The 12,384-nt window shown below is 53.9% G+C and carries 13 protein-coding genes; 4 read left to right on the forward strand and 9 right to left on the reverse strand.

What is annotated here, in order from left to right; all coding sequences use genetic code 11:
• Positions 1-26 precede the first annotated feature (26 nt).
• Positions 27-1,019, forward strand: coding sequence for an LLM class flavin-dependent oxidoreductase (locus tag HV832_RS08305; protein ID WP_176803107.1), 993 nt, complete (start codon positions 27-29; stop codon positions 1,017-1,019).
• 143 nt (positions 1,020-1,162) lie between these two features.
• On the opposite strand, the gene HV832_RS08310 is transcribed toward HV832_RS08305, so the two are convergent.
• The 3 genes from HV832_RS08310 to HV832_RS08320 form a co-directional block, all read right to left on the reverse strand.
• Positions 1,163-4,417: an efflux RND transporter permease subunit gene (locus tag HV832_RS08310; RefSeq protein WP_176803109.1), complete on the reverse strand. Its 3,255-nt coding sequence runs from the start codon at positions 4,415-4,417 to the stop codon at positions 1,163-1,165.
• A 2-nt stretch (positions 4,418-4,419) separates the two neighbouring features.
• The gene (locus HV832_RS08315; RefSeq protein WP_176803111.1) at positions 4,420-5,649 is read right to left on the reverse strand and encodes an efflux RND transporter periplasmic adaptor subunit; all 1,230 of its coding nucleotides are present in this window, start codon (positions 5,647-5,649) and stop codon (positions 4,420-4,422) included.
• A gap of 266 nt (positions 5,650-5,915) precedes the next feature.
• Complete coding sequence (locus HV832_RS08320) at positions 5,916-6,407, reverse strand: low molecular weight protein-tyrosine-phosphatase (protein ID WP_176803113.1); 492 nt, start codon at positions 6,405-6,407, stop codon at positions 5,916-5,918.
• Between the two features lie 335 nt (positions 6,408-6,742).
• On the opposite strand from HV832_RS08320, the gene HV832_RS08325 reads away from it, so the two are divergent.
• Both HV832_RS08325 and HV832_RS08330 read left to right on the forward strand, forming a co-directional pair.
• Positions 6,743-7,012 (forward strand): hypothetical protein, encoded by a 270-nt coding sequence (locus tag HV832_RS08325; RefSeq protein WP_176803115.1) that lies wholly within the window; start codon positions 6,743-6,745, stop codon positions 7,010-7,012.
• Between the two features lie 347 nt (positions 7,013-7,359).
• Positions 7,360-7,713 (forward strand): hypothetical protein, encoded by a 354-nt coding sequence (locus tag HV832_RS08330; RefSeq protein WP_176803117.1) that lies wholly within the window; start codon positions 7,360-7,362, stop codon positions 7,711-7,713.
• Between the two features lie 421 nt (positions 7,714-8,134).
• Here HV832_RS08330 and HV832_RS08335 read toward each other — a convergent pair whose 3' ends face one another.
• From HV832_RS08335 to HV832_RS08350, 4 genes are all read right to left on the reverse strand, one after another.
• Complete coding sequence (locus HV832_RS08335) at positions 8,135-8,704, reverse strand: hypothetical protein (protein ID WP_176803119.1); 570 nt, start codon at positions 8,702-8,704, stop codon at positions 8,135-8,137.
• Between the two features lie 279 nt (positions 8,705-8,983).
• Positions 8,984-9,232 (reverse strand): DUF3297 family protein, encoded by a 249-nt coding sequence (locus tag HV832_RS08340; protein WP_176803121.1) that lies wholly within the window; start codon positions 9,230-9,232, stop codon positions 8,984-8,986.
• 59 nt (positions 9,233-9,291) lie between these two features.
• The gene (locus HV832_RS08345; RefSeq protein ID WP_176803123.1) at positions 9,292-10,095 is read right to left on the reverse strand and encodes a tRNA-uridine aminocarboxypropyltransferase; all 804 of its coding nucleotides are present in this window, start codon (positions 10,093-10,095) and stop codon (positions 9,292-9,294) included.
• 161 nt (positions 10,096-10,256) lie between these two features.
• Complete coding sequence (locus tag HV832_RS08350) at positions 10,257-10,877, reverse strand: glutathione S-transferase (RefSeq protein ID WP_176803125.1); 621 nt, start codon at positions 10,875-10,877, stop codon at positions 10,257-10,259.
• A 91-nt stretch (positions 10,878-10,968) separates the two neighbouring features.
• Here HV832_RS08350 and HV832_RS08355 point away from each other — a divergent pair, with 91 nt between their 5' ends.
• Positions 10,969-11,256, forward strand: a complete 288-nt coding sequence (locus tag HV832_RS08355; protein WP_176803127.1) for a hypothetical protein — start codon at positions 10,969-10,971, stop codon at positions 11,254-11,256.
• A 101-nt stretch (positions 11,257-11,357) separates the two neighbouring features.
• On the opposite strand, the gene HV832_RS08360 is transcribed toward HV832_RS08355, so the two are convergent.
• Together HV832_RS08360 and HV832_RS08365 are read right to left on the reverse strand one after the other, a co-directional pair.
• Positions 11,358-11,681, reverse strand: coding sequence for a nucleotidyltransferase family protein (locus tag HV832_RS08360; protein ID WP_176803129.1), 324 nt, complete (start codon positions 11,679-11,681; stop codon positions 11,358-11,360).
• 8 nt (positions 11,682-11,689) lie between these two features.
• Positions 11,690-12,109 (reverse strand): nucleotidyltransferase substrate binding protein, encoded by a 420-nt coding sequence (locus HV832_RS08365; protein WP_176803131.1) that lies wholly within the window; start codon positions 12,107-12,109, stop codon positions 11,690-11,692.
• Positions 12,110-12,384 lie beyond the last annotated feature (275 nt).

Below are 12,384 nucleotides of genomic sequence, written 5' to 3' on the forward strand. Positions count from 1 at the left end.
GGCAGCATGAATGACAAGGTGACAGCATGGCGCGTTTATCAATACTCGATTTATCTCCGATTGCGCAGGGCAGTGATGCGGCGCAGTCATTTAAAAATTCCCTCAATCTGGCGCAGCATGCCGAACGTTGGGGATATCAGCGTTTCTGGCTGGCAGAGCACCATGGCATGCCGGGCATTGCGAGTGCCGCGACGGCGGTGCTGATCGCGCATGTGGCCGGCGGCACCTCGCGCATCCGGGTTGGCGCAGGCGGTATCATGCTACCCAATCATTCGCCGCTGGTGATTGCCGAGCAGTTCGGCACGCTGGAATCGCTGTTTCCGGGGCGCATTGACCTGGGGCTGGGGCGGGCACCCGGTTCCGACCAGCGCACAGCGCGGGCATTGCGCCGCAATCTGTCCGGCGATGCCGATGCGTTTCCGCAGGACGTGGCGGAGCTGATGGACTATTTCGCCGATGCCCCGCATGCGGCAGTACGCGCCGTGCCCGGGGCAGGTCTGCAGATTCCGGTATGGATACTCGGCTCCAGCCTGTACGGTGCGCAGCTGGCGGCAGCGCTGGGGCTACCCTATGCCTTCGCCTCGCACTTTGCGCCGCAGCAGATGATGCAGGCGATTACACTGTACCGTGCGCAGTTCCGTCCTTCGCAACATCTGGCACAACCGTATGTGATGCTCGGTTTCAATGTATTTGCGGCAGACAGCGATGAACATGCGCATTTCCTGGCGAGTTCGGCGCAGCAGGCGTTTCTGAATCTGCGCAGTGGCCGGCCAGCGAAAATTCCGCCGCCGGTGCAGGATTTTCTGCAGCAGATTGGCGAAGCGGAACGTTATCTGCTGCAACAGATTCTTGCCTGTTCCGCGATCGGCTCACCAGAGACCGTCCGCACCCAGATACAGGCGTTTATCACGCAGACCGGAGCGGATGAGCTGATGATTGCATCGAATATTTTTGACCACGATCAGCGTTTGCATTCGTATGAAATCGCTGCCAGCGCAATGGCGGCCGTTGCTGCCTGAAGCCGGGAAAATACGGCTGTAACGGTGGGCAAACGCGGGGCTATCCGGACGTCATCGTCCCAGAAAAAAACCCGCCAACTTCTGGTTGGCAGGCTGAAAAATGCTGGAGGATACTTAGGAGCAGACACCAGCACGAGGGTAACTTATCCGGCGATCTGATCTGAAGCGGCATCCGGCAGCGGACTGATTTTGTCGCCCGCACTGCGGCGGCCGCGCAGCAGTGACCACAGTTTTCCCAGACTGCGATAGATCAGGCGCACGAAAGTCAGCGTCAGCAATGCTTCGATCATCGTCACAACAAAGCCATACGCGGCATTGACGCGGGTGCTGCGGGCGCGCATTTTTGCCATCATGCGGTCATGGGCAATTTCAATACTGTCGTAGAAGGTCGGCACCACCAGCAGTGTCAGCAGCGTCGAAGTGATGGTGCCGCCGATGATAGCAATCGCCAGCGGACGGTAAAATTCACCGCCTTCCCCCAGTCCCAGCGCGACCGGCATCATGCCCGCGATCAGCGCGAAGGTCGTCATCAGGATCGGCCGCAGGCGGATGCGTCCGGCCTGCATCAGCGCCTCTTCACGGTCCATGCCTTCGGCTTCGTTTTTACGCGCCGCATCCAGCAGCAGGATCGCATTCTTCGCCACCAGCCCCATCAGCATGATGACGCCGATCAGACTCATCAGGTTGATCGTGCTGCTGGTCACCAGTAACGCCAGCACAACACCGATCAGCGACAACGGCAGCGACAGCATGACCGCCAGTGGCGCCGTGAAGGAGCTGAACTGGATCACCAGAATCAGATACATCAGACCGATACCGGACACCAGCGCAATCATCATGGCGCCAAACACTTCTTCCTGATCCTGCCCGGAACCGGCGATCGACAGCCCGTAACCTGGCGGGTAATTCATGGATTCCGCCAGTTTCTTCGCATCGGCAATCACTTCGCCATTGGAGCGACCCTGGGCATTGGCAGAGACGGTGATAGTGCGCTTGCCGTTACTGTGTTCGATACCGGACGGTCCTTTGCCCATGGTGATCGTGGCGATCTGGTCCAGCGGCACCATCTGATTGGTGCCGGATACCGCGATCGGCAGGCGCTCGATGTTTTCCTTGCTGACTCTGTCATCCGGATGCAGACGTACTGCCACGTCGCGGGTTTCGCCGGTCGGGTCCACCCAGTCACCGACTTCAATCCCGGCAAACGCGACCCGCAATGCCTGTGCCGCGTCACTGGAAGAGATGCCCATGGAATTGGCCAGGCCGCGATTCAGCTCGATCTTCAGCTCTTTTTTCGGATCCTGCTGCGACAGGCCGATGTCCACCGCGCCGGGTACGTTCTGCAGTTTTTCCATGTAGGCGTTGGTGATCTCCAGCAGCTTGCGCGAATCCGGGCCGGTGAATTCAATCTGCACCGGCTTGTTGGCGCCATTGTTCAGGTCATCCAGCACGGTATATTCCGCGCCGACTAACGGCTTGATCTTCTCGCGTAATTCCACCGCAATCTCTTTCGCGCTGCGTTTGCGCTCGGTCCGCTTGCCGATGTCAACGTAAATCCGGCCGCCAGCGGCATTGATATTGCTGTTGGTGTCCTTGGTTTCCGGGATGCTGCGGGCGATGGCCGCAGCCCGCTCCATTTTCAGCCGCGCATATTCCAGCGAGGAGGACGCCGGTGTGCGAACCTGGATCATCAGATTGCCGGAATCGGCTGCCGGCAGAAAACTGGTGCCGCCCCATTTTGCCTGCAGGGCTAACGCAGTGATCAGACTGACCAGTGCGATGGTACCCATCCAGCGGCGATGATGCAGCGCCCACGCAATCACCTGGCTGTAACGGTCGGACTGATGGTCGAACCAGTCGTTAAAGCGGGCCAGGATTTTTCCCACGCCTTTTTTCGGCGCGGTATGGTGATCCGGCGGATCACCCCAGTAAGCCGACAGCATCGGGTCGAGCGTGAAGGAAATGCCGAGGCTGACCAGCACAGAGCAGGTTACGGTCAGCGCAAACGGACGGAACCATTCTCCCGGCATGCCCGGCATAAACGCGACCGGAATAAACACTGCGATAATCGAAAATGTGGTGGCAGCGACCGCCAGCCCGATTTCTGCGGTGCCTTCCAGCGCTGCCGTGCGGCGGTCAGAGCCCATCTGCATGTGGCGGACAATGTTTTCGCGCACCACAATTGCGTCGTCGATCAGCACGCCAATCGCGAGCGACAGACCGAGCAGGGTCATGAAATTCAAGGTAAAGCCGCACAGCCAGACTGCGATGAACGCTGCGATGACCGAGGTCGGCAGACTCAGCGCGGTAATCATCGTGGAGCGCCAGGAATTGAGGAAGGCATACACCACGAAGATTGTCAGACCTGCACCCAGCACCAGCGATTCAATCACGTTGTTCAGGCTGTTCTGCGCATCTTTGCCGCCATCGCGGGTAATTTCGAGTTTGGTGCCGGGATGTTCTTTGTCAAAGTTATCGTTGATTTCCTTGACCATATCCCGCACCTGTTTGGCAACAGTGACTGTGCTGGCATCGCGTGATTTAGTGATCTGCATGCCGACATTCGGCTTACCGCTGCGGATGCTGAGACCATCGATATCCGCGAAATTATCATCAATCGACGCGACCTGTGCCAGACGCACAATCTGCTCGCCATTGCGTTTGACCACGACTTTCTGGAATTCTTCCGGCGACTCGATGCGACCGACCAGGCGTATGCTTTCCTCATCCAGATTGCCGCGTACCTTACCGACCGGCGCATTGGTATTCTGGTTGCGTAATGCGGTCACCACTTCACCGACGGAAACGTTATATTCGCGCAGTTTTTCCGCATGCAACAGGACAGACAGTTCCCGTTTCAGCGAGCCGTTCACCACTACCGTGGCAACGCCGGGAACAGCGCGGAATTTATCGGCCAGCTTGTCTTCTGCCAACCGGGAAATTTCAGCGTGTGTCATGCTGCTGGAAGATAAAGCCATGTTCAGAATCGGCTGGGCAGAAGGGTCCCAGCGGTAGATCACCGGCTCCCGCATTTCGGTCGGCATCTTGTAACGCACATTGGAAACGACATTGCGCACATCATCGCTGGCCTCGATCATGTTCTTTTTAAACACGAACATGATGTCGAAACGCGCCACGCCCTCATTGGCGGAGGAGCTCAGTTCTTTCACACCCTGAATGCTCTGCAGCGATTTTTCCAGCCGGTTGATGATGTCGCGCTCCACCGTGTCCGGCGAAGCGCCGGGGTAGTTAATCACCAGCGACAGGCCGGGTACCTCGACGTCGGGATTCTGATTGACCCGCAGCTTGCTGAGTGCCAGCAGACCCATCGCCATCAATGCAATGATCAGCACAATGGTGGCGATCGGGCGCTTGATACTAAAGTCGGATAAGAACATGCTCAGTTTCCTCCTGCATCCAGGCTTTTCGCCGTGTCTGTGGTGCCGGCAGCATTGGCGACCGCCAGTTTGGCGGCAGCCATTTCAATCGCCTGTCCATCCTTGAAACTGGAGTTCGGACTACGCATCACAATATCGCCTTCGGTCAGGCCGCTGCGGACTTCGTAATTGCCGGTGCGCTGATCGCGTTTGCCGATATTCAGGCTAACCCGTTTCAGGGTTTTTTCCGTCACGCGCCACGCGTAAGACTGATCGCCGGATTTGACCACGGCGGCTTCCGGCAGGGTCAGCGCATTGACCGTGGTGGATTCGATATTGCCTTCGGCATACAGCCCGGATACCCGGGGCTGGCTGCTGTCGGCAAAAGCCACCAGCACCTCTACCTGACGTGTGACGTCATTGGCGGCGGGATCAACCCGGGTGATCTTGCCGCGGAATTCCTGGTTGCCATAGCCGTTAATCCGGAAGCTGACCGGCTGACCAGTCCTGACCTGCGCGATTTTGTCGGTCGAGACATGACCGGCGAAACGCATGCTGGCCGGGTCGATCACTTTGACCAGCTCTTTACCGATGGCAGCCGTATCGCCGGCAGATACCTTGCGTTCGCTGACCACGCCGTCAAACGGCGCACGCACTACGGTGCGCTGCAGTTGCTGGCGGGCAGTGACGGCACGCGCTTTGGCAGCAGATAATTCACTGCGGGCGGCGTTCACTTTGACTTCTGCATCGTCCATTGCTTGCAGGGAAGTCATACCAGACGCACGCAGGGTTTTCAGCCGCTGCAGTGCACGGTCAGACTGATCCAGTGCCAGCGCGGCGCTGCGTGCTGCATCGTCTGCCGAATTGAGGTTGTCGCGGATCGCGGTTTCGTCCAGCCGCACCAGCACGTCGCCTTTTTTGACCGCATCGCCATTTTCCTTCAACACCTGCAGCACAATGGTGGAGACTTCGGCACGCAGGTCGGCCTTGCGTTCCGGCTGGATCGAGCCGGTAATGACCGGGCCGGATGCCAGTGCATTGCTCTCGACCTTCAGCACGTCTTCAGGCGCAATCAGCAGCTTGACCGGCGCAGCTGCCTTCGCGTCTGTTGCCGCTGGTTTGGCACTGCTGGCCGATGCGCTCGCAGAGGTACTGGCGCTGCTGGCTTGTTGATTCTTATCGTTATCTTTGCTGCAGGCCGTGATCGCAAAGACCGAGACGATAGCGAGGGCCAGATATTTTTGAGTGAGCATAATAGGTCTCTTGCACTGGTGAAATAAAGGGGGGCGACAGGGATGTTGCAGTATTCCTAAATCGTGCAACTGAGACAAGTGATAAGGATTTAAGTTGCAGTTTTGGTAGGATGAAATGCGTATTTCGGGGAACGAAACGCAGCAGGCTGAATTAATCAGCCTGGAAATAATGCCAATATTATAATTTATTTTATCAGAACTCCGCCAGTCCAATCCGTGCTCTGACATTGCCATCTATGGCAGCAAGCGGCGGGTATTACTGTGCGTCAGGCGTGTTCCTGCAGGCTGGCCAGCAGACCGTCAGCAGCGTCTTCGATGTAGTCCAGCACGGTATCAAAACCACGGGGGCCACCATAGTAAGGATCAGGAATTTCTTCTGCGACTGGATTGCGTGCATAGTGCATGAACAAGTGCAATTTATGTCGATAAGCGGCCGGGCAGGCGGCTTCCAGCAGTTGCAGATTATTTTTGTCCATTGCCAGCACCAGATCAAACCGGATAAAGTCTTCCGCCCTGACCTGACGCGCTCTTTGCGATGACAGATCAAAACCGCGTTTAATCGCAAACACATGCGAGCGCGCATCCGGAGCTTCGCCCACATGGTAGGCATGGGTACCGGCAGAATCAATCACCAGCTGATCCAGCAGGCCGGCCGCTTTTGCTTTCGCACGAAACACCCCCTCTGCGGTAGGAGAGCGGCAGATATTTCCCATACACACAAATAGGATAGAGCTGACTTTGGGACTGCGTATCGTCATTGCGGGGAGTAAATAAAGCGGAAACCAGAGTCGCGATGTTAGCACCGATGTATAGCCATAAACCTGATCAGCACGGTTTGTAAATGTCAAACATGTATAAATCAAATTCAGCGGATTGAACTACCGGTAGCATGCCATGCAACACTGCAGCTGCGCCCTGGTGGGTTGACTTCGCCGTATTCGACACGGTAAAAAACGAAAGAACAACAATTTCTCTTATTTACATTTACTCACACATTTCGTGTCAACAGAATGCAGAATCACCGCGTTCTTGGCTCACGTAGACTGACTACGCAAGGCAAGCAAAATTAACTTACTCAAGAACAGGACTCATCATGAAAACGATTATCTCCGCTATCATCGCCACGACATTTGCTATGGGTACAGCTTTTGCTCAGACACCTGCTGCACAGTCTGCACCAGCTGCTCCGGCAGCAACCGCCGCCAAAGTGGCTGCACCGGCCACAGCAGCACCTGCTGCCGCAGCCGACACCAAGGCAGCGACACCAGCACCAGCGAAAAAAGCAAAACATAAAAAACACGCTAAAAAAGCAGCCAGCGCTGAGGCAAGCAGCGATGCAGCAAAAGCAGCACCTGCAAAATAAGCGTATTTTTATCAGAGAAGTTACTGACTTCCGGAAAACGGCACCGTCGAGAGACTGGTGTCGTTTTTTTATGTCGTCTTTCCGGCCGGCACGGCATTACCGGAATATCTGTCCGGCAGCAGATGAATGAGGCCGCACTGCGCTCATGAGCGTGCGGTTTGCAAAGAACGGCGCCTCAATCCGGTTGACATCAAAACACATCAACCTGATCGTATAGAACAAATCTCCTAAACCGGGAATTTTTAAAAAAACTGCGTCAACACAAACCTGCTGCATCGCGTTCTTGGCTTACGTAGACTGGCTACGCAACGTAAGCAAAATCAACTCACGAAAGAACAGGACTCATCATGAAAACGATTATCTCCGCTATCATCGCAACGACATTCGCTATGGGTACAGCGTTCGCCCAGACACCAGCAACAACCACTACAACTGCGGTAACAGCCACAGCGCCAACTGCCGAAGTGAAAGCAGCCGCTGCTTCTGCTGCAGCCAGCACCGAACATAAAATGCATCAGCACCATGCCGCGATGCATGCTAAAAAAGAGGCTGCAGAACAAAAAGCTGAAGCGAAAACAGAAGCGAAAACAGAAGTAAAAACTGATGTGAAAGCGGAAGCAAAAACAGCAGTCAAGGCAGGCGTAAAAGCAGAAACCAAGACCGATGCAAAAGCAGATGCCAAAGCAACACCAGCGAAATAATCACTGATCATTTCCCAGTCGTCTGTTTCACTCGCGGAACAGGCAAAAAAACCGGCATCACAGATGGCGCCGGTTTTTTTATTTTTACAGTACAGCCCAGAAGCGCTGCATGCACTTCAGCACTTCTTCATCAATCAGGTTTTCATTTTTTTGACAATTTCGGAGTGATTTCTTTGTTCTCATTGCGTTGACAGCAATTTTGACCGGCGGCAGCCACTCGCCGGTTTTTGGACGGAAATATCCATTGGCGGGATTCCAGAAGCGAAAAGGTAACCTGGGCAGTCAGATGAGCAGGCAGGCTAAAATTTTTTCACTATAAGAAATCCATCATCGTTATCAGTTTCCAATCTTCAAACACACGAACCGATTCGGAATTTTTTATAACATTCTAGTTTATTCCTGCGACGGACTATGCGATATTTTATTTGTGTTTCCGCATGTAAATCACCCGCGGGCAGGGATTGGCGGCAGACATTTGCGGGCACCAGAACGATACCGTCACAGACCATTGGCGACAAGAAATTTCCATCAGATCTGGGCGGTCGCCCATACCCAGATTGCAGGTGGATTCCAAAGCGCGGTCTATGCTGTTTCCCTGAAAAAATCCGTAGCCGCTGATTTTGCGCAGTGCATCGGCGGCTTTGTCCGGTGCAACACTGCCTGGGCGTATGATCAGGTCGCGTTCTTTCAGCGCAACGCTGGTTTCTGTCTCGGCGGCATCGCAACTCCAATGACGACCGTCCCGCCCGCACTGCGCCACGTAGTACAACGGCTTGCCTTGCAATTGTGCGTGCGGACGGCATCGGACATCTGCAAAATGTGCCTGCCCATTGTTTTCAAATGCTTGCGCATCAATCACCGCTGCAGCCAGTCCATAGCGATCACCGCATACCATTTGTTCGATTTGTAAACGTTCCTGACGCGACAGTTTTGCCGGGTAAGTGGTTTCTGTCTGCGCCCGTACCGTTCCGTACAGCAGTGCAGCGCACATCAGTGCCGCAGAAAAGAGAAAATCAGCTCAGTGCATTATCAGTCGCCGCTAAGCCGGTGCAGAGTCAAACACAGGTGAGTGATTGTAAAACCAATCATGCCGTCGTGAACATGATGTGGGTGAAAAGAAAGAAGGGGAGAGGCAGCAGGTCGTCTGGTGACGCGCAGGCTGCATCCGGTATCAGAAAAACGCAACACGGCACCGGATGTTGCATGGCAAGAACAGCGACGCAACAGCATCGTGGACAGCCACTGACCAGCGTCAGTGGCTGAACGCAGATCAGCGGTAAAACGCCTCGACCACGCCTTTGACCTTGATCATCATCGGATTACCTTTGCGGTCGCGGGTCTTGCCGGCCTGCACGCTGATCCAGCCCTCGCTGATGCAATATTCCTCAACGTCGGTGCGTTCTTTGCCGTTGATTTTGATCCCGATATCGTGCTGAAATACCTCAGCATTGTAAAAGGGGCTGCGCGGATCGATGGACAAACGATCCGGTAATGGGGGGAGTTGTGATGTCGTATTCATGGGGCAGGATTATCCATCAGATAGCCGCCGGGTTCAATGGCTGAATCGGCTAACTGGAATCACCGTGTGGCAGCTTGCGCCATCAGTGTCCGCAGACGCTGGTGTGCCGCATCTTCATGGTCAATTTTCCATTGCTGTTTGGCGTACAGATAATGTCCGGTAAACACATCCAGATAGGCTTCCAGCGTCTGCGCCGCCAGCGTTTCGCCCGCCAGCGCCAGGCACAGCGCGGCCACTTCCGAGGTACACAGATGATCGTCGCGGCGCGAACGGCGTAGCTGATAACGTGACACTTGCTCCGGTTCCAGACTCAATACCGGAAACGGTAACAGGTAAGGGCTTTTTTTAAAAATCTTCCGAGCTTCCGACCAGGTGGCATCGAGCAGGATGAACAGCGGACGCTTTGCTATATTGGGTATCGCTAAGGCCGTATCGCTGTCCGCATTGGAGACAGCCGCCGGTACCGCAGGCAGCAATTGCGTAATCACCCGTTCCGGCGCGACAAACTCGCCCGGAAACACGACGTAAGGCTGCCATTGCGGGTCCGCCAACAGCGTCAGCAAAGCCGGATCGGTTTCCGTGCGCGCCCAGCCAAAAGCCATCGTATCCGGTACCACATCGGCGATCAGCCAGCCGGTATTACTTGGTTTTAAAGTTTCATGTTCTGCCATCAGCAGACAAAAACCGGCGTGCGTCGGCACCACGGTGCGCAGATGACACAGGCAATGACTGAGAATCAGACGGCAGCCGCCACAACGCTCGCCATGCGGGCCGCCACGCGCCAGAAACGGCCGTGTACTGCGCGCCAGCCGGGCGGTACGCAAACGGGAGACAGCATGAGGAGAATGTGCAGCAGATGACATCACAAAAAACGAAACAACGAAATAACGAAACAATCAATCAGCCAGTACAGAAAAGCACTGCGATACAGAAAGCGCCCGCCAGTCTGCAGCAAGGCCAAACAAAAAACCACCTGCATGATAACAGGCGGTCTGTATGAAAACCGGCGAACGAGACAGCCGGTTTATTTCGCAAATTTAGCGTAATACGCCTGCACTGCCGGCAGTGCTGCAATGCGCGCCATGTGCGCATTCAGCGCTGGTGCGACTTGCTGCACCAGGTCTGTCGGTACATGGTCCAGACGACCGGAATTCAGCGCGCGGATATCGACAAACACTTTCAGGTCAGCCACCGTCAGGCGGCCATCGGCGAAGTATTCACCGCCATGTGCGAGTAACTGCTGTTCCAGCCAGCGCAGATACACCGACATCGACCCATTCACCAGCGCCAGCCGCGCCGCCTTTTGCTCTTCACCTGTCATGCGAAAGGTCGGCCCTATTTTGATGCCCGCTTCCTCTACCACGAAACTGACTTCATCGCAGTACAAAGCCTGCAAAGGATCTGTCGGATACAAACCCGCCAGCTTGCCTGCATAGCGCAGCATCGCATCACACTGCGTCACTTTTACCCCATCCACCTCCAGCACAGGCACCTGTCCGAACGGGGCAGTTTGACGCACATCGGCAAATTCAGGATATGCAAAACGGTGATCCTCAAACGCCACTCCGCCAATCGCCAACGCCAGCCGAACCGGCTCACCACGGCCACCGTGAAAATCGAAATAGGTCAGTTTAAGTTGAGGCATAGGGTTTCCTTGAAATAAATTAATGCATCGATTTGTCGAGTAATAGGTAGCTTGGTCGCCGCGTCGATCATAGCATGCGCGGAAATTGCGAGTGAGGTGTCAAATTGAGGATGGATTTTTAACTTTCTATATTTGGGGAGTCACCGTTCTTAGTTCATTGTTAAAGCAAGTGCTGTTAGATGAGATGTATTTCGATGCATTGGCAGTTGGAATACCAGAGTTATTTTTTGAAGATTATGATGAAGAATTGGATCATGACTGCCATGAATTTGATCGTTTGGATTTAGTAGATCTACCATTAACGGATGATCAAGGTCGAGCCATAGACGATTTTTTTGCAAGGTTAATGACCGCAAAATTTAAACAAACGTGTCTTTGAAGAAAGTAGATGTCAGCTTTGGATACGGAGATTGATTAGGTAATGATTAGCCTAAACTTATCAACTGGGGAATCAGGGGAGCTCTCACACTGCTATATTAGTTAAAATTGCACAACCACCTTGTGATTTTCAATAATTCTGCGAAACGCTGGACTTATCGTCGCCCAATCAATCACGTCGACCTTGAACGGTAAATCTGACTCGGAGAAATCGTGTTCAATTGCGGCGAGCAAACTGAGTGTTAAAGAGGTATTGCCGATGATGGCGAGATCCAGATCTGAATAAGATTTTTCAGTGTGGGTTGCCCTTGAGCCAAACGCCCAAACTTCGTTCTCTGGGACGTGTTTTTGCAATATGGCAGAGACGATCCGCCATTGCTCTGGCGTGATGGCGATGTTTGGCTGTATGTTGGCTGGATTTGTCATCACGTGTTTCACGTTGGGGGTGTACCGCGTTTTTTCAGTTCTGCGATTAATGCCTGCCCCTCAAGCAAAAAATCCGGCACGATTTGAATGACTTCGATCGCTTTGGATTCGTCATAGGTATGGCTGGTGATACTCCGTGCTTTACGGTAATCTTTCCAGCGATCCCAGCCGTTGCGCAGTAAGCCTTGCTCGCTGCCTGTCCTGATTAAGTCCGCGAATGGCAGCTCATCGATTTCAACCGGATTAGCTGCTGCAAGTTCGAGATAACGCTTGAGCATCTTGTGTGAGAGCTCGTAGCAGAATTCAAAGCGTTGAATGCACGCATCGCGATAAAGTGAATTGTGTGCATCAGCAGCGTAGGCTTGTAATGCTTCGCTCAGACGTTGCAAGGCATTTTCTAGTGAGCTCAGGTCGAGTTGAATAGCCATGATTTCTTCGCTGGTATTCTGATAAAGAAAAATCTTAATTCAGTGCGGCCTTGTCGCGCAATGTTTATGCGCCTCGCAGGGGCGAATGACTGAAAATACGTGTCGATAATATGTATCCGGCCTTACTGTTTTATATTTTCTCATTCAACAAAAAAGCTCGGCCAAGCGGCAAGGCTTTTTTGTTATTGTAGGATCCTATTTTAGCTTGGATAGTCAACTTTCTAAATCAATGCAGTAGAACTCCAAAATAGGAAAGCTTTGATCTTTTCTCTCAA

It is taken from the genome of Cognatundibacterium oligocarboniphilum (assembly GCF_013377855.1).
Lineage (GTDB): Bacteria > Pseudomonadota > Gammaproteobacteria > Burkholderiales > Burkholderiaceae_D > Undibacterium > Undibacterium oligocarboniphilum.

Bases quoted from the DNA above. Each gene is read 5' to 3' on its own strand.
- HV832_RS08330 (WP_176803117.1), top strand. From the start codon at position 7,360: ATGAAAACGATTATCTCCGCTATCATCGCAACGACATTCGCTATGGGT.
- HV832_RS08350 (WP_176803125.1), bottom strand. From the start codon at position 10,877: ATGCCTCAACTTAAACTGACCTATTTCGATTTTCACGGTGGCCGTGGT.
- HV832_RS08325 (WP_176803115.1), top strand. From the start codon at position 6,743: ATGAAAACGATTATCTCCGCTATCATCGCCACGACATTTGCTATGGGT.
- HV832_RS08365 (WP_176803131.1), bottom strand. From the start codon at position 12,109: ATGGCTATTCAACTCGACCTGAGCTCACTAGAAAATGCCTTGCAACGT.
- HV832_RS08320 (WP_176803113.1), bottom strand. From the start codon at position 6,407: ATGACGATACGCAGTCCCAAAGTCAGCTCTATCCTATTTGTGTGTATG.
- HV832_RS08360 (WP_176803129.1), bottom strand. From the start codon at position 11,681: ATGACAAATCCAGCCAACATACAGCCAAACATCGCCATCACGCCAGAG.
- HV832_RS08305 (WP_176803107.1), top strand. From the start codon at position 27: ATGGCGCGTTTATCAATACTCGATTTATCTCCGATTGCGCAGGGCAGT.
- HV832_RS08315 (WP_176803111.1), bottom strand. From the start codon at position 5,649: ATGCTCACTCAAAAATATCTGGCCCTCGCTATCGTCTCGGTCTTTGCG.
- HV832_RS08310 (WP_176803109.1), bottom strand. From the start codon at position 4,417: ATGTTCTTATCCGACTTTAGTATCAAGCGCCCGATCGCCACCATTGTG.
- HV832_RS08335 (WP_176803119.1), bottom strand. From the start codon at position 8,704: ATGTGCGCTGCACTGCTGTACGGAACGGTACGGGCGCAGACAGAAACC.
- HV832_RS08345 (WP_176803123.1), bottom strand. From the start codon at position 10,095: ATGTCATCTGCTGCACATTCTCCTCATGCTGTCTCCCGTTTGCGTACC.
- HV832_RS08340 (WP_176803121.1), bottom strand. From the start codon at position 9,232: ATGAATACGACATCACAACTCCCCCCATTACCGGATCGTTTGTCCATC.